Annotated in this window: 14 protein-coding genes; 5 read left to right on the top strand and 9 right to left on the bottom strand. The window is 71.8% G+C overall.

What is annotated here, in order from left to right; all coding sequences use genetic code 11:
• Positions 1-4: 4 nt before the first annotated feature.
• The gene (gene sigB / locus Aut01nite_RS36170; RefSeq protein WP_043528944.1) at positions 5-976 is read left to right on the top strand and encodes an RNA polymerase sigma factor SigB; all 972 of its coding nucleotides are present in this window, start codon (positions 5-7) and stop codon (positions 974-976) included.
• Here sigB and Aut01nite_RS36165 read toward each other — a convergent pair whose 3' ends face one another.
• Together Aut01nite_RS36165 and Aut01nite_RS36160 are read right to left on the bottom strand one after the other, a co-directional pair.
• Complete coding sequence (locus Aut01nite_RS36165) at positions 977-3,532, bottom strand: bifunctional acetate--CoA ligase family protein/GNAT family N-acetyltransferase (RefSeq protein WP_043528871.1); 2,556 nt, start codon at positions 3,530-3,532, stop codon at positions 977-979.
• 4 nt (positions 3,533-3,536) lie between these two features.
• Positions 3,537-4,718: an acetoin utilization protein AcuC gene (locus Aut01nite_RS36160; protein WP_043528942.1), complete on the bottom strand. Its 1,182-nt coding sequence runs from the start codon at positions 4,716-4,718 to the stop codon at positions 3,537-3,539.
• A 151-nt stretch (positions 4,719-4,869) separates the two neighbouring features.
• Here Aut01nite_RS36160 and Aut01nite_RS36155 point away from each other — a divergent pair, with 151 nt between their 5' ends.
• Positions 4,870-5,556 (top strand): iron-dependent transcriptional repressor DtxR, encoded by a 687-nt coding sequence (locus tag Aut01nite_RS36155; RefSeq protein ID WP_043528870.1) that lies wholly within the window; start codon positions 4,870-4,872, stop codon positions 5,554-5,556.
• Here the strand turns inward: Aut01nite_RS36155 and Aut01nite_RS36150 are convergent.
• Positions 5,553-6,128 (bottom strand): hypothetical protein, encoded by a 576-nt coding sequence (locus Aut01nite_RS36150; protein ID WP_043528868.1) that lies wholly within the window; start codon positions 6,126-6,128, stop codon positions 5,553-5,555. The two genes, Aut01nite_RS36155 and Aut01nite_RS36150, sit on opposite strands and share 4 nt — an antisense overlap.
• A 67-nt stretch (positions 6,129-6,195) precedes the next feature.
• Positions 6,196-6,435 (bottom strand): DUF5522 domain-containing protein, encoded by a 240-nt coding sequence (locus tag Aut01nite_RS36145; RefSeq protein WP_236642929.1) that lies wholly within the window; start codon positions 6,433-6,435, stop codon positions 6,196-6,198.
• Between the two features lie 63 nt (positions 6,436-6,498).
• Between Aut01nite_RS36145 and Aut01nite_RS36140 the strand changes: the two genes are divergently transcribed.
• On the top strand, positions 6,499-6,945 hold the full coding sequence (locus Aut01nite_RS36140; RefSeq protein ID WP_043528866.1) for a hypothetical protein: 447 nt from the start codon (positions 6,499-6,501) through the stop codon (positions 6,943-6,945).
• Positions 6,942-7,835, top strand: a complete 894-nt coding sequence (locus Aut01nite_RS36135) for an alpha/beta fold hydrolase (protein WP_043528864.1) — start codon at positions 6,942-6,944, stop codon at positions 7,833-7,835. Before Aut01nite_RS36140 ends, Aut01nite_RS36135 begins: the two co-directional genes overlap by 4 nt.
• Before the next feature lie 210 nt (positions 7,836-8,045).
• Here the strand turns inward: Aut01nite_RS36135 and Aut01nite_RS36130 are convergent, their stop codons facing one another.
• From Aut01nite_RS36130 to Aut01nite_RS36115, 4 genes are all read right to left on the bottom strand, one after another.
• Positions 8,046-8,585 carry a hypothetical protein gene (locus tag Aut01nite_RS36130; protein ID WP_043528862.1) on the bottom strand — a complete coding sequence of 180 codons (540 nt, stop codon included), beginning with the start codon at positions 8,583-8,585 and terminating at the stop codon, positions 8,046-8,048.
• Between the two features lie 123 nt (positions 8,586-8,708).
• Positions 8,709-11,636: a vitamin B12-dependent ribonucleotide reductase gene (locus Aut01nite_RS36125; protein ID WP_043528860.1), complete on the bottom strand. Its 2,928-nt coding sequence runs from the start codon at positions 11,634-11,636 to the stop codon at positions 8,709-8,711.
• Between the two features lie 82 nt (positions 11,637-11,718).
• Positions 11,719-12,237, bottom strand: a complete 519-nt coding sequence (nrdR, locus tag Aut01nite_RS36120; protein ID WP_043528858.1) for a transcriptional regulator NrdR — start codon at positions 12,235-12,237, stop codon at positions 11,719-11,721.
• A gap of 350 nt (positions 12,238-12,587) precedes the next feature.
• On the bottom strand, positions 12,588-12,725 hold the full coding sequence (locus Aut01nite_RS36115; protein WP_161790698.1) for a hypothetical protein: 138 nt from the start codon (positions 12,723-12,725) through the stop codon (positions 12,588-12,590).
• 249 nt (positions 12,726-12,974) lie between these two features.
• Here Aut01nite_RS36115 and lexA point away from each other — a divergent pair, with 249 nt between their 5' ends.
• Positions 12,975-13,751 (top strand): transcriptional repressor LexA, encoded by a 777-nt coding sequence (gene lexA / locus Aut01nite_RS36110; RefSeq protein WP_043528856.1) that lies wholly within the window; start codon positions 12,975-12,977, stop codon positions 13,749-13,751.
• 57 nt (positions 13,752-13,808) lie between these two features.
• Here the strand turns inward: lexA and Aut01nite_RS36105 are convergent, their stop codons facing one another.
• Entirely contained in the window at positions 13,809-15,800 is a 1,992-nt protein-coding gene (locus Aut01nite_RS36105; protein ID WP_043528854.1) for a YncE family protein, read from the bottom strand.
• Positions 15,801-15,804 lie beyond the last annotated feature (4 nt).

Below are 15,804 nucleotides of genomic sequence, written 5' to 3'. Positions count from 1 at the left end.
TTCCATGACGGTAGAGACCAGCATGACCGACGATGTCGAGCAGCTTGCCGACCTGGACGCCACGGACGAGCGCGGTGTCTCAGCCGACCTGGTTCGCGCCTACCTCAACGGCATCGGGCGCACCCGCCTGCTGACCGCCGTCGAGGAGGTCACACTCTCCAAGCGCATCGAGGCGGGGCTGTACGCGGAGGAGAAGCTCCGCACGGCCGCCGCCGACCTGGCGCCCCTGCTGCGTGTCATCGCCGCCGAGGGCCGCGCCGCCAAGAACCACCTGCTCGAGGCCAACCTGCGCCTCGTCGTCAGCATCGCCAAGCGGTACACCGGCCGTGGCATGGCCTTCCTCGACCTGATCCAGGAGGGCAACCTCGGCCTGATCCGCGCGGTCGAGAAGTTCGACTACACCAAGGGCTACAAGTTCTCCACGTACGCCACCTGGTGGATCCGCCAGGCCATCACCCGGGCGATGGCCGACCAGGCCCGCACCATCCGCATCCCGGTGCACATGGTCGAGCAGGTCAACCGGATGGTCCGCTGCCGCCGCGACCTGGCAGCCAGCCTGGGCCGGGAGCCGGGCATCGCCGAGATCGCCAAGGCCATGGACGTGCCCGAGTTCCAGGTCATCGAGCTGATCTCGTACGACCGGGAGCCGGTCAGCCTGGACCAGGCCGTCGGCGAGGACGGCGAGAGTGCCCTCGGTGACTTCGTCGCCGCCGTCGACCCGAACGTGCCCGGTGAGGGCCACACCCAGGGCGAGCTGCGCAGCGAGGTCGAGATCGTGCTCGCCACCCTGTCCGAGCGGGAGTCCGCGGTGATCCGGCTGCGCTTCGGCCTGGACGACGGCCGGCAGCGCACTCTGGACGAGGTGGGCCGCGAGTTCGGTCTCAGCCGCGAGCGGATCCGCCAGATCGAGAAGGTGACGATGCTGAAGCTGCGTGACCCCGAGCGGGCGTCCCGGCTCGAGGCCTACGCGGTCTGATCACACACTCCGCAATCGCCGGGGGCCGGTGTCCGGCCGGGCCCCCGGATCGCCGAACTCGACGGCCGCGTGCAGCACGGACCAGCCGTCCGGCCGGGCCAGCACCGGGTTCAACGTGAGCGACCGGACCCGCGGCTGCTCGTCGGCGAGGCGGCCCACCCGCAGCAGCAGATCGATCAGGGCGGCCCGGTCCACCGGTGTGGCGCCCCGGTAACCGTGCAGCAGCGGCGCCGCCCGCGGCTCGTCCACCAGGGCCTCGGCGGCCCGGTCGGTGAGCGGCGCGGCCCGCCAGGCCAGATCGCCGAGCAGTTCGCTGGCGACCCCGCCCAGGCCGAAACCGACCACCGGGCCGAACGCCGGGTCCTCGACCGTCTGGACCGTGCAGGCGACGCCCGGCGGCACCATGGTCTGCACCAGGACACCCGGGCCGAACTCGCCGGCCAGTTCGCGGTACGCCGCGCGTACCCCCGGCTCGTCAGCGACCGCGAGGCGCACCGCGCCGAGGTCGATCCGATGCCGCAACGCACCGCCCGCCGCCTTGAGCGCGACCGGATAGCCCAGCTCAGCCGCCGCGGCGACGGCCTCGTCCGCGCTGCCGGCCAGGGTGGACGGAACCACCGGGATGCCGTACGCGGCGAGCAGCGCGGCCGCCGACTCGGCCGCCACCGCCGCCTCCGCGGCGACCGGGTCCACGCCGGAGAGAACCGGCATCACGCCCGGCGGCCGGCGCAGCCAGTCGGCGTAACCGACCACCCGGGACAGCGCGCGGACCGCCTCCTCGACCGACGGATAGGCGGGCACCCGCGGCGGCGCCTGACCGAAGACCATCGTCGCGACAGTCGGTTTCTCACCGGCCAGGGCGACGCTGGCGAGCGCGGCCGTGAAGTCCGCGTCCTCGTCGGCGTGCCGGCCCGGCATCGGTGGCGCGAACACCACCACCAGCGCGTCCACCGACGGGTCGACGGCCGCGTCGGCGAGCGTGTCGGCGAGATCGTGGGCGCCCGCCTCCGGGCCGGTGTCGCGGGGATAGCCGTCGGCCACCTCCAGCCCGGCGGCACGGCAGGCGACCACCGCCAGCTCGGCCAGCGCGGACGAGTTGCCGACCACGGCGACCCGGCGGCCGGCCGGCAGCGGCTGGTGGGCCAGCAGCATGCCGACGTCGAAGAGCTCCTGCACGGTGTCCACCCGGATCACGCCGGACCGGGCGAACAGGGCGGTCACCGCGTGCGCGTCCGGGCCGGGCGAGTCACCGGCCAGGCCCGGCGGGCGGGTCGCCGAGGCCACCGCCACCACCGGTTTGACCCGGCTCATCCGGCGGGCCAGACGGGCGAACTTGCGCGGGTTGCCGAAGGTCTCCAGGTAGAGCAGGACGACGTCGGTGCCGGGGTCGTCCTGCCAGTACTGCAGCAGGTCGTTGCCGGAGACGTCGGCCCGGTTGCCGGCCGACACGAAACTGGACAGGCCCAGGCCACGCCGGTCCGCCTCGGCCATCAGCGCGACACCGAGGGCGCCGCTCTGGCTGAAGAAGCCGACCCGGCCGGCGATCGGCAGGCGTGGCGAGATGGTGGCGTTGAGGCGTACCCCCGGGTCGGTGTTGGCGATGCCGAAGCTGCTCGGGCCGATCACCCGCAGCCCCGCCGCGCGTGCCGCCTCGACCAGGTTGCGCTGCCGTGCGGCGCCCTCGTCGCCGGTCTCGGCGAAACCCGCCGAGACCACCACACCCCCGCCCGCCCCGGCGCGGGCGGCATCCCTCCCGGCCTCCGCGACGCGGTCGGCCGGCACGGCGATCAGGGCCAGGTCGATCGGGACACCGGCATCGGAGGCGTTGCGGTACGCCGGGAGCCCGGCCACCCGTTCCGCGGTCGGATGCACCGGCACGACGTGACCGGTGTAGCCGCCGTCGCGCAGGTTGCCGAGCATGTGGGCGCCGATCCCGTGCCCGGTGGCGCTGGCGCCGTAGATCGCGATGCCGCGGGGCGCCAGCAGCCGGGCGATCGACCGCGCCTCGGTCAGGTGCTCGCGGGACTCCTGCACCTCCCGCGACTTCTCGGTCGGCTCGATCGGGAAGCTGAGATGGACCACGCCGTCGGCGTACCGGCGCTGCACCTGGAACCCGGAGTCGCCGAAGACCCGCAGCATGCCGCCGTTCTCCGGGAGCACCTCGGCGACGAACCGGCTGATCCCGTTCTGCCGGGCCGCGTCGGCGAGATGTTCCAGCAGCACCGAGCCGATGCCCCGGCCCTGGTGCGCGTCCTCGACCACGAAGGCGACCTCGGCGTCCGGCGAGTCGGGGCCGAGCCGTTCGTACCGCCCGACCGAGGTGATCCGGCCGTCGGCGAGGGTGACGAACGCCTCCCGGTCACGGTGGTCGACGTTGACGAACCGCTGCAGGTCACGCTCCGGAATGCGCGGATAGGGCGAGAAGTAACGGAGGTAGCGGGTGCGGTCGCTCATCCGGGAGTGGAAGTCCACGATGGCCGGCGCGTCCTCCGGCCGGATCCGCCGCAGGTGCACGGCGCTGCCGTCGGCGAGCAGAACGTCTGCGCTTCGGTTCACGGCGTCAGTCCCTGGGGTCGTGCGGGTCCAGGCCGTGCAGCGGGAAGACCGCCGTCCGGGTGGCGAGGATCGCCCGGTCCACCGGGTCGTCGCTGGTCCCCGGCCAGGACTCCACCGGTGGCTCGGTCCCGTCGGTCATCGTCTCCGGGACGGTCTCGCCCGGGCGGCGGGCGGCGGCCAGCGCACGCCACTGCAGCGGGGTCGGCGTCCCGGGCGCCAGCGGTTCGCCGGTGGCCACCGCGAGCAGGTGCGACCAGGCCCGGGGCACCACCTCGACGAGCGCGTACCCACCGCCGCCGGTGGCCACCCAGCGGCCGTCGCAGAGCTCGTCGGCCAGCCCCCGCATGGCGATGTAGGCGGCCCGCTGACCGTCCACCGACAGCTTCAGATCGGCGAGCGGGTCGAGCCGGTGGGCGTCGGCGCCGCACTGGCTGACGATGATCTCCGGCGCGAAGGCCCGGACCACCGACGGCACGATCGCGTGGAACGCCCGCAGCCAGGCGGCGTCGCCGGTGCCCGGGGGCAGCGGCACGTTGACGGCGGTGCCCTCGGCGTCCGGCCCGCCGGTCTCGTCGGCGAACCCGGTGCCGGGGAACAGGGCCAGCGGCGTCTCGTGCAGGCTCACCGTGAGCACCCGCGGGTCGTTGTAGAAGGCGGCCTGCACCCCGTCGCCGTGGTGCACGTCGACGTCGATGTAGGCGACCCGCTGCGCGCCCTCGGCCAGCAGCCAGGCGATCGCCACCGCGGGATCGTTGTAGACGCAGAACCCGGCGGCCCGGGCCGGCATCGCGTGGTGCAGGCCGCCGGACACGTTGACCGCGCGCCGGGCCGTGCCGTGCCAGACGGCGCGGGCGGCGGCGAGCGTGGCGCCGCAGATCCGGGCGGAGGCCTGGTGCATGTCGTCGAAGACCGGGTTGTCCGGCGTGTTCAGCCCCCAGCCGCTGAAGAACGGGTCGATCGGGGCGAGGCGGACCGCGTCCAGGTAGTCGGCGCGGTGCACCCGAGTGAGATCGGTCTCATCAGCCTCCGCCGGAGTGATCATCTGCACCCCCGGCCGGTCGAGGATGCCGAGATCCCGGGCCAGCGCCATGGTCAGCTCGACCCGCACCGGATTCAGGGGATGATCGCCCATGTCGTAGTCGAGCAGGGCGCTGTCCCACACCACCGCCGTCGTGTCGTCCGCCATGACCGACATGCTGCCACGGCCGGCTGTCCCCCGGTCGTGGGCGATGCGTGGTTAGCACACGTATTCCGCCGTCGGGTAGGGTCGCCTGGCACTTGTCCGGGGCGGAGGTCAACCCCCCGCAACGCGGTATTATCGCTGCTGGGAGGACCGCATCGTGAACGATCTCGTCGATACCACCGAGATGTACCTTCGCACCATCCTCGAACTCGAAGAGGAGGGTGTGCCCGCACTCCGCGCCCGCATCGCCGAGCGCCTGCACCAGAGCGGTCCCACGGTCAGCCAGACCGTCGCCAGGATGGAGCGTGACGGTCTGCTGACCGTCGAGGGCGATCGGCACCTGGTGCTGACCGACATGGGCCGCAGCAGCGCCGTGGCCGTCATGCGCAAACACCGTCTCGCCGAGCTGCTGCTCGTCAACGTCATCGGGATGCCCTACGAGGAGGCCCACGAGGAGGCCTGCCGCTGGGAGCACGTGATGAGCGACGCCGTCGAGAAGCGGGTCTACGAGCTGCTCAACAAGCCGACCCGCTCGCCGTACGGGAACCCGATCCCCGGCCTCGACCAGTTCGGCGAGCTCGACGACCCCGCCGAGATCCTCACCCAGGGCGAGCGGAACCTCGCCTTCCCCGGGCTGAGCGGCAGTGTCGTCATCCGCCGCATCTGCGAGAGCGTCCAGACCAACTCCGACGTGCTGCGCCAGTTGCACGCCGCCGGCATCAACCCGGGCACCACGGTCACCGTGGCCCAGGAGCGCGACGGGGTCACTGTGGACCGCTCCGGCGACAAGATCCGTCTGCCGCGTGAGGTCGCGTCCCGCGTCTTCGTGGCGGCGCGTTAGCCGTCGGTCGTGTTCAGCGCTTTGGCGAGGTTGAGCAGCTTCGCGTTCATGGCCGTCACCTTCGCCTGATCGGCGCCGCCCCGGGCGAAGGTGAAACGGAGGGTCCGGAGCTGCTTGGCCTGGCTGAGCCAGCCGATCTCCACGGTCGGGCCGTGCTGAGCGGTGGCCTTCGCATTCAGCCGGTACGCGGCCCGTCCCAGCCCGGTGAGCTTCGCCGCGCCCGCCGGCACCCGCTCGCCGAGGAAGATCTCCGGGCCGGCCGTGGTCGTCCGCACCACCGACAGCGACAGGTCCGGCCACGCCTGCCGGTCCGGCTGCACCACGCACGTCGACGTGCCGCCGGCCTGGTCGGAGGCCGCCACCGAGAAACGGACCCCGATCGTCTTCTCGATGACGTCGTAATCCCAGAGGGCGCAGGCCCCGCCGGCCGTCGCGGCGGGCACCTCGGCCACCGGCTCGACGGCCGTGCTGGGCACGGCGACGGGGGCGGGTGCGGCCGTCTCCGCCGCCTCGCTGCAGCCGGAGACGGCGAGCAGCACGGTGGCGCCGAGCACGGCCAGACGCGTGGGCACTATCGATCCTTCCCGGTGCGGGCGCACCCGACCGTACTGGCCGTGCGGGTCCGGCGGAAGAGCCTGATCACGGCTCATCCACGTACGGACAGTGACGGCAGCCGCGGGTGCAGCAGGTGCCGCGATCGGCCAGGAAACCGGCGGTCAGCACGAACAGACCGGTGCCGGGATCCGGATATCCGGCCTGCCCCGCGGCGAGCGCCCCGGCGTGGGCGGCCAGGATCTCCGCCCGGCGCGGATGGTCGGGTGGCAGACGGCTCGGATGCGGCTCGGTGAGGGCGCGGGGCGCCAGCGGGAGACGCTTCACGCCCGGAACCCTATCGGCACCGCCGACTTGACACCTGCTGTCAAGTAGCGGAACGATGGGCCGATGGACCTGGCCGAGCAGTTGCACCGCCTGCTCGACAACCGCCTGCTCGACCCCCTGGAGATCCTCCTCGAGGACGACCGGCCGGTCGGCGCGGTGCGCGACCTGCTGCGGCTCCGGGTGGCCGGCTGGACCCGGACCCTGGAGGGCGGCGACGACGCCGCGGCCGTCCGGCTCATCGCCCGGCTGATCGGCACCCTCTACCCCGGTGACGAAGCCTTCCTGCCACCGGCCGACTGGTGGCGCACCCCGCTCGGGCAGATCGTGGTGCGCCGTGCCGGCCACCCCTATGCGGCCTCGGTGTCCTACGCGACCGCCGGCGCGATGCTCGGCATCACCCGGCAGGGCGTGCACGACCTGGTGCGCCGCGGCCGCCTGCCCCGCCATCCGGACGGCGGCGTCCCCGTCTCCGCCATCCGCGACCGGCTCCGCAACGAGGAGAACCCATGATCAACGACCGTCTGATCGACGCCGGTGAAGTGCAGCTGGCGACCCGCGACTTCGGCGGCGACCAGCCGCCCCTGCTGCTCCTGCACGGCGCCGGCGGCAACCTGGCCCAGATGACCGGCCTGGCCCGGGAGCTGCGGCCCCGGCACCGGGTCGTCACCGTCGACCTGCGCGGGCACGGCCGCTCCGCCGACGGCCCCTGGACGTGGGACGCCGCCCTCGGCGACCTCGCCGCCGTCTGCGTCCAGCTGGAGCTGGAGCGGCCCGCCGTCGTCGGCCACTCGCTCGGCGGCATGCTCGCCGCCCTGTGGGGCCAGCGGCACCCGGAGTCCCCCGGCGTGGTCAGCCTCGACGGCAACCCGCCGCCCACCCACCCCGAGCAACTGCCCGGCCTCGACCCGGAGAAGGCGGCGGCCGAGCTGGCCCGGCTGCACGCGATCTTCGACGGCATGCAGGCGGCCGCCGGGCAGACGATCCCCGCCGAGCAGCTGCCCGACCTGGTGGAGCGGCAGCGGATGGCGGCCCGCGACATGGGCGCCAACGAGAAGGTGTGGATCGAGGGCTTCCGGCGCAACCTGGTGCACGCCGGCGGGGAGACGTCGATCCGGCCGTCCGCGGCGCTCACCGCACAGATGCGCGACGCGATGAACGAGCTGGATCTCGGGCCGGTCCACGCCGCGACGACGTGCCCCCAGCTGCTCGTGCTCGCCACCCGCGACCTGCCCGAGCAGGAGCCGTTCGCCGAGCTGTACGCGGCCTACCGGCGGTACCTGGTGGAGCGGGCGCGTGCGGTGCCGCATCTGCGCCACGTGCAGCTGGCCGACGCCTCCCACGCCATGGTGATCGAGCAGCCCACCGCTCTGGCCGCGCTGATCACCGACTTCCTCGCCTGATCCCCCACCGGGACGTCGGCGGCACCTCCATGAGGCGGTGCGCAGCGGCTATCCCGTCACCGGCCGGACGCACGGCGCTCGACCCTTCACTGGCCGGATGCACGGCGGCCGACCCTTCACCGGGATGGGCGCGCGGCACTCGACCCTTCACCGGGATGGGCGCGCGGCACTCGACCCTTCACCGGGGCGGGTGCACGGCCGCCCGGCCCTTCACCGGGCGGTGCGCAGCCAGACGCCGAACTCGACGGCGGTGCGCACCTCGTGCTCGAGGACCGCGGTGTAGATGTCGAAGCCGCCCACCTCGTCCGGGTACTCCGGCCGCCGATGCCACACCTGCTTGATCGCGAGGATCGCCTGGCGCTCCTCCTCGGTCAGGCGGGCGGCGAGCGCCCGGTGCCACTCGGTCACGTCGGCATGATCGTCGTGCAGCCAGATCGACAGGTCGACCCGCCACGCACCCACCGTCAGGACGACGTGAAAGCGCTCGTCGCGCTGCTTGCCGGTGGGCGACCGGTCCCCACGCTGGTCGGCGACGCTGAAACCGGTCAGGCCCGGGATCGTCACCGCCCGGCCGAGCAGCGCCACGACATCCTCCGGCCGATGATCCGGGCCGCCGGTCAGCATCACGTCGAGATCGCGCCACACCATCAGGCCCGACACGAAGCTGCCGGTGGGCGTCACCGGCCCCAGCGGCTCCAGCAGCGCGAGCACCGTACGCGCCTCCGCCTGAAGGTCCTCCGGGCTGCCCATCCTGCTCTCCTCCCCGACTCGGTCCTGGCCCCGTAGACGCCCATTGTCGGATGCGGCCGAAACGACGAAGCGACCGCCCGGCCCCTGAGGGCCGGACGGTCGCTGTCGTCAGCGCGGCAGGAGTCAGCTGCAGCCGGAGGTGGAGCCGCAGCCCTCGCAGACGTAGCAGCTGCCGGCGCGGCGCATCTTCGTGCCGCAGGTGAAGCAGAGCGGCGCGTCGGCGGCGTGGCCGGTGACGATCTCCAGCAGCTCGGTCGAGGAGCCCGCGGTCACCGGGGCGTCCTTCTCCACGGGAGCCGGGGCCGCCGCCGAGGTCGAGGCCTTGACCTCGGCCACCGTGACGCTCGCCGAACCGGCCGGGGAGACCGGCGCGGACGCGGCCATGCCGGCCAGGTCCACCGCGGCGGCGTCGGCGGCCGCCTCGGCCTGTGCCTGGGCCAGCCGCTCCTTGGCGGTGAAGATGCCCAGCTCGGAGCGGGTCTCGTAGGGCAGGAAGTCCAGCGCCAGGCGACGGAAGATGTAGTCCATCACCGAGGACGCCATGCGGACGTCCGGGTCGTCGGTCATACCGGCCGGCTCGAAGCGCATGTTGGTGAACTTGCCGACGTACGTCTCCAGCGGGACGCCGTACTGCAGGCCTATCGAGATGGCGACCGAGAAGGCGTCCATCACACCGGCCAGCGTCGAGCCCTGCTTCGACATCTTGAGGAAGACCTCGCCGAGACCGTCGTCGGGGTACGACGAGGCGGTCAGGTAGCCCTTGGCGCCGGCGACCGAGAACGACACCGTCTCGGACGAGCGCTTCTTCGGCAGCCGCTTGCGGACCGGGCGGTACTCGACCACCTTCTCCACGACCTTCTCGACGACCTTCTCGATCGCCTTGGTCTCCTCGGCCGCCGCCTCGGTGGCCGCCGGCTTCTTCTTGGCGGCCGACAGCGGCTGGCCCACCTTGCAGTTGTCGCGGTAGATCGCCAGCGCCTTGAGGCCCAGCTTCCAGCCCTGGAAGTGGATCTCCTCGATCTCCTCGACGGTCGCCGACTCCGGCATGTTGACCGTCTTGGAGATGGCGCCGGAGATGAACGGCTGCACCGCGGCCATCATCCGGACGTGGCCGAGCGGGGCGATGACCCGGTCGCCCATGGCGCAGTCGAAGATCGCGTAGTGCTCCGGCTTGAGACCGGGCGCGTCGACGACGTTGCCGTGCTCGGCGATGTGCTCGACGATCGCCTCGACCTGCTCCTCGGGGTAGCCGATGCTGCGCAGCGCCCGCGGGACGGTCTGGTTGACGATCTGCATGGAGCCGCCGCCGACCAGCTTCTTGAACTTGACCAGGGCCAGGTCGGGCTCGATGCCGGTGGTGTCGCAGTCCATCATCAGGCCGATGGTGCCGGTCGGCGCGAGAACCGAGGCCTGCGCGTTGCGCCAGCCGTTCTTGGCGCCGATCTTGTTGCCGTTCTGCCACTGACGGGTCGCCTCGCGGACGATCTCGCCCGCGACCGGGCCCTGCGGGCGCAGCTCGTCGTTGGCGGCGGCGTGCTTGCGCATGACGCGCTGGTGACCCTCGGCGTTACGGGCGTAGCCGTCGTAGGCGCCGACGACACCGGCCAGTTCGGCGGAGCGCCGGTACGCCGTACCGGTCATCAGCGAGGTGATCGCCGCGGCGACGCTCCGGCCACCCTCGGAGTCGTAGGGCAGACCGGACGCCATCAGCAGGGCGCCGAGGTTCGCGTACCCGATACCGAGCTGACGGTAGGCGCGGGTGGTGACCCCGATCTTCTCGGTCGGGAAGTCGGCGAAACAGATCGAGATGTCCATCGCGGTGATGATGAACTCGACGCTCTTGACGAACTTCTCCACCTCGAAGCCACCGTCGGCCTTGAGGAACTTCATCAGGTTCAGCGAGGCCAGGTTGCAGGACGAGTCGTCCAGCGACATGTACTCCGAGCACGGGTTGGACGCGGTGATCCGGCCGGTCTCGGGGTTGGTGTGCCAGTCGTTGATGGTGTCGTCGTACTGCAGGCCGGGGTCGGCGCACTCCCAGGCGGCCTGGGCGATGTCGCGGAACAGCTTCTTGGCGTCGATCTCCTCGATCACATCGCCGTTCAGCCGGCCGCGGAGGCCGAACTTCGTGCCCTCCTCGACGGCGCGCATGAACTCGTCGCTGACCCGTACCGAGTTGTTGGCGTTCTGGTACTGCACGCTGACGATGTCGGCGCCGCCCAGGTCCATGTCGAAGCCGGCGTCCCGCAGCGCGCGGATCTTGTTCTCCTCGCGCGCCTTGGTCCAGACGAACTCCTCGACGTCGGGGTGGTCCACGTCGATGATGACCATCTTGGCCGCGCGCCGGGTGGCGCCGCCGGACTTGATGGTGCCCGCGCTGGCGTCGGCACCGCGCATGAAGCTGACGGGGCCGCTGGCGGTGCCACCGGAGGAGAGCAGTTCCTTGGAGGAACGGATCCGGGAGAGGTTGACGCCCGAGCCGGAGCCGCCCTTGAAGATCAGGCCCTCCTCCTTGTACCACTCGAGGATGGAGTCCATCGAGTCGTCCACGGAGAGGATGAAGCAGGCGCTGACCTGCTGCGGCGACTTGGTGCCGACGTTGAACCAGACCGGCGAGTTGAAGCTGAACACCTGGTGCAACAGCATCCAGGTCAGCTCGTGCTCGAAGATCTCGGCGTCGGCGGAGGTGGCGAAGTAGCCGTAGTCGTCGCCCGCCTTGCGGTACGTCGTGACGACCCGGTCGATGAGCTGCTTGAGCGACCATTCCCGCTCCGGCGTGCCGACCGCGCCGCGGAAGTACTTGGTGGTGACGATGTTCGCCGCGTTCACACTCCAGAACGCGGGGTACTCCACACCGCGCTGCTCGAAGTTGATCGAGCCGTCGCGCCAGTTGGTCATGACGACGTCGCGGCGTTCCCACTCGACCTCGTCGTACGGGTGAACGCCCTCGGTCGTCCAGACCCGCTCCACTCGCAGCCCCCCGGCCGCCGCGCCGTTGCCGCCGTTCGTCCGGCTGCGCTGGCGACCTGCAGTGATGCCGTCTCCGGCCATATGGATGTGCTCCCCCTCGTAGGTACCGCTACAGGTGTGTCGGTAAGAAGTGCTCTCGGCTTAGGCCGTCCGCCATGGCGCCTCAGCCGTTGAGCTTGGGTGCGCGTCCCCCGGACCGTGGCGCGACGGCGTGTCGCGTCCCGGTTTCCCGGACGGGGCCGGCATCGCGCAGCGCGGCGATCTCCTTCTCGAATTCGTCGAGAGAGTCGAACGACTTGTACACGCTGGCGAATCGGAGGTAAGCCACCTGGTCCAGCTCACGCAGTGGCGTGAGGATGGCCAGGCCCACCTCGTGGCTGGGGATCTCGGCGGCGCCGCGTGCCCGGACGGCCTCCTCGACCCGCTGCGCGAGCAGGGCGATGGAGTCCTCGTCGACCGGCCGGCCCTGACAGGCCTTGCGCACGCCACTCATGATCTTCGTCCGGCTGAACGGCTCGGTCACGCCGCTGCGTTTCACGACCGCGAGAACAGCTTCCTCGACGGTGGTGAACCGCTTGCCGCACTCGGGGCACGAGCGGCGGCGACGGATCAGCTGACCGTCGTCGGCCTCTCGTGAGTCGACCACGCGCGAATCGGCATGGCGACAGTACGGGCAGCGCACCGAGATCTCCCTCCGGGCCCTGCTCGACGGGATCCGGGCACGGCAAAACGCAGCGCGACCATTGCGAAGACAACGGGCTGCGCTGTGGATGACGTGTGGATAACCGGGGAGAAGGAACCCCAACCTGTGGACGACTTACATCCGTGTAACCACTAGATGTTGGGGTAGACGCTAGGCCCCGGCGGACGCCGACGCAAGTTCACCGGGATGCCGACGCGCCGTATTTCTCACCTCACCACCCGAGGTGATGACACGATCACGCGGAGCGGCCGGATCGCCGCCTCGACGCGCCGGGGAATCGGTCGGAGCACCCGACGGAGATCAACCCGGGAGGACCGGAACAGGCCCGGTCAGACGTGCGAGGCGGTCACGAAGAGGATCACACTGGCCGTCGCCGCCAGGGCCAGGAAGAGACCGCACAGAACCGTGCGACCACGGCGGGTGAGGCGCACCGGCGGCTCGGCGTGTCGCGCACCACTGACCGTCATGACAGACTCCTTTCGGACACCCGTTCGATAGAACGCCCGTACGACGGTCTATCAGAACACAGGTACGGAAGTCGAGCACCGGAGAGCGACACGCCGGGGAAATCTCGTACAGATGTTTGAATATGTCGGACCTGCACACTAGGTTTTCCGTCAAGAGGGGTCAGCCGGACGTTCGCCATCCCCACGGCACTGTCCGGCTCCGCGACGCACCACGTGCCGACGAGGCACTGGCCGACAGGGAGGGCGGACGTGTCGACCGACGACCGGACGAGCCGACAGCAGCATCAGACCAGGAAGCCCGAAGCCGCCCGGCGCCGCACTACGGGCCGTTCGCGCGGCACCGACGCACCCCAGTTACGAGCCGTGACACCGGTCAGCCACCTTCCCGAAGTGGTCGCCGCCGACCTGACCGCCCGGCAGCGGCGCATCCTCGAGTTCATCCGGGACTGGGTGGAGCGCTACGGCTATCCGCCGAGCGTGCGCGAGATCGGCGAGGCGGTGGGCCTGGTCTCCCCCTCCAGCGTGGCCTACCAGTTGAAGGCCCTGGAGTCCAAGGGCTACCTGCGCCGTGACCCCAACCGCCCCCGGGCTGTGGACGTCCGTGCGCCCGGGGAGCTGGTCGACGACGAGAGCCTGCGGGCCGCCCGTCCGCAGCCCGCCTACGTGCCTCTGGTCGGGCGGATCGCCGCCGGTGGGCCGATCCTCGCCGAGCAGGCCGTCGAGGACTTCTTCCCCCTGCCGCGCGAGCTGGTCGGCGAGGGCGACGTCTTCATGCTCGAGGTCAAGGGCGACTCGATGATCGACGCCGCGATCTGCAACGGCGACTGGGTGGTCGTGCGGCAGCAGCCGAACGCCGAGGCCGGCGACATCGTGGCCGCGATGATCGACGGTGAGGCGACCGTGAAGAGTTACCGCCAGCGGGACGGGCACGTCTGGCTGATGCCGGCGAACCCGGCCTTCGACCCGATCCCGGGCGACGACGCGACGATCATGGGCCGCGTGGTGGCGGTGCTGCGGCGGGTCTGAGGACCCACGGACACGAAAGGCCGGTTCCGTCGCAACGGAACCGGCCTCTCACGGTCGTCACAGACGGCCGGACGGACCTCCGCCGTACACCCCGCCGCCCTGCTGCGGGCCACGGCCGGACGGCGGTTGCTGCTGGCCGCCGTAGACCCCGCCACCCTGCTGCGGGCCGCGACCGGGCGGCGGTCCCTGCTGGCCGCCCCGGCCGGGCTGCTGCTGTTGCGGGCCACGCGGCGGCTGCGGGCTGCGGGGCGGCTGCGGGCTGCGGGGCGGCTGCGGGCTGCGGGGCGGCTGCTGCTGGGGCCCACGTGCGGGCTGCTGGGGGCCCCGGCCCGGCGGCGGGCCTTGCTGACCGCCACGGCCCGGCGGCTGCTGCTGACCGCCACGCCCCGGCGGCGGGCCTTGCTGACCGCCACGCCCCGGCGGCGGACCCTGCTGACCGCCACGGCCCGGCGGCGGACCCTGCTGACCGCCACGGCCCGGCGGCTGCTGCGGACCGCGCGGAGGCTGCTGCGGATTACGCGGAGCCTGCTGCGGATTACGCGCGGGCTGCTGCGGGCCACGGGCGGGCTGCTGAGGTCCGGCCGGTCGCCCGTACTGCCCACCGGGCTTGTTGCCGCCGGGACCACCCGGGCCACCAGGCTTGGCGCCCCCGGGACCGCCGGGCTTGGCGCCGCCGGGACCGCCGGGGCCACTGGGCTTGGCGCCGCCCGGACCGCCGGGCTTGGCGCCACCGGCGCCGTAGACCGGCCCGTTGCCACGCTGCTGACCACCGGACGCCGGACCGGACTGCGCTCCGTAGACCGGGCCGCCGCCACCCGGACGGCCGGATCCGTAGGAGGCGCCGCGCTGCGGCAGCCCGCCGACCCCGATCAGCTCGGTCTCCGGATCGTCCACGTTCAGCTTGCCGGGCTCGGCGTCGTCGCCGTCCGCGGCCAGCGCTGCCGGCGACCGCCGGAACCGCACGATGCCGAAGACGCCGGCGGCCACCAGGATCAGGCCGAACACGCCGACTCCGCCGATCGCGTAGGCGAGGTTGTCGGTGTCCAGGTACCACGGGCTGCCGGTGTCGCCGTTGCCCTGCTTGTCGGAGATCTTGGCGACCGTGGTGGCCGGCGTGTACTCCCGGATGTGGTTGGCGTCCTTCGTGACACCGCTCATGTCGGAGACGGTGTAGAACAGCTTGCCGTCGGGGCTGTAGGCGATCGCCTCGCCGAGCGTCTCGTTGGGCAGGCCGGTGGTGCGCGGCTCCTTGGCCAGCGCGCCCAGCACGTCACCGCCGGAGACGTCCCACTCGAGCGCGTCGGTGTAGGTGCGCAGCACCACCTTGGTCAGGCCCTGGGTGACCGCGCCGCCGGTGACCGTCTTGTTGCCGATCCGGGCGTACGCGTTACCGGCCGTCTCGGTGGCCCGCAGGGTGATCTCGCCGACCCGCTTCAGCGGCACACCGGTCTCGTTGTCCTTCTTCAGCGCCGCGGCCGGCTTGTAGATCCCGGTCGGGCCGCCGATCTCCTTCGTCACGATGAGCGGGACGCCGTCACCGTCGAAGATCAGCGCCTCGGCGTCGTGATAGTCGCCCTTGGGGTAGGTGAGCCGGTGCAGCACCGCCTCCGCATCCGACTTGGCGTCCACCGGCAGACTCCAGAGCACCACCGACGGCCGCGGCTCGGGCGGCGAGGTGCGGACCCGGTTGTCGCCGGTGTCGGCGATCCACAGGGTCTTCCCGTCCGGGGAGAGGACGATGTCCTCGGGGTCACGCGGGTCGGAGCCGAACTTGACCTTCTTGGTCACGTTGCACTGCCGGTCGAGGAAGTAGATCCGCGCCCCGCTGTTGTCTTCCTTGCCGTCGTTGACGACGATGAAGCCGGTCTTGGTGGCGACCAGGCCGGAGACCTCGGCGAGCGCCGGGTCCGCGATCTTGCAGAGCTTCTTGCCGGGCGTCGCCTTCGCGCTCACCGTCGGCGCGGGTGTCGGATCGTCAGCCGACGCGCTGGAGGAGCCGACCATTACCAGACCGATGGCCACGATGGTCGGAAACACGAGACGCCGCATCCGC

It is taken from the genome of Actinoplanes utahensis (assembly GCF_016862455.1).
GTDB classification, from domain to species: domain Bacteria; phylum Actinomycetota; class Actinomycetes; order Mycobacteriales; family Micromonosporaceae; genus Actinoplanes; species Actinoplanes utahensis.
Note: the sequence above shows the minus strand (reverse complement) of the source record. Positions and strands in the feature narration are given on the sequence as shown.

What these genes read in the sequence shown, in the direction of transcription:
- Aut01nite_RS36115 (WP_161790698.1), bottom strand. Translation starts at nt 12,725, where the DNA reads ATGACGGTCAGTGGTGCGCGACACGCCGAGCCGCCGGTGCGCCTCACC.
- Aut01nite_RS36125 (WP_043528860.1), bottom strand. Translation starts at nt 11,636, where the DNA reads ATGGCCGGAGACGGCATCACTGCAGGTCGCCAGCGCAGCCGGACGAAC.
- Aut01nite_RS36105 (WP_043528854.1), bottom strand. Translation starts at nt 15,800, where the DNA reads ATGCGGCGTCTCGTGTTTCCGACCATCGTGGCCATCGGTCTGGTAATG.
- Aut01nite_RS36135 (WP_043528864.1), top strand. Translation starts at nt 6,942, where the DNA reads ATGATCAACGACCGTCTGATCGACGCCGGTGAAGTGCAGCTGGCGACC.
- sigB (WP_043528944.1), top strand. Translation starts at nt 5, where the DNA reads ATGACGGTAGAGACCAGCATGACCGACGATGTCGAGCAGCTTGCCGAC.
- Aut01nite_RS36140 (WP_043528866.1), top strand. Translation starts at nt 6,499, where the DNA reads ATGGACCTGGCCGAGCAGTTGCACCGCCTGCTCGACAACCGCCTGCTC.
- Aut01nite_RS36160 (WP_043528942.1), bottom strand. Translation starts at nt 4,718, where the DNA reads ATGGCGGACGACACGACGGCGGTGGTGTGGGACAGCGCCCTGCTCGAC.
- Aut01nite_RS36130 (WP_043528862.1), bottom strand. Translation starts at nt 8,585, where the DNA reads ATGGGCAGCCCGGAGGACCTTCAGGCGGAGGCGCGTACGGTGCTCGCG.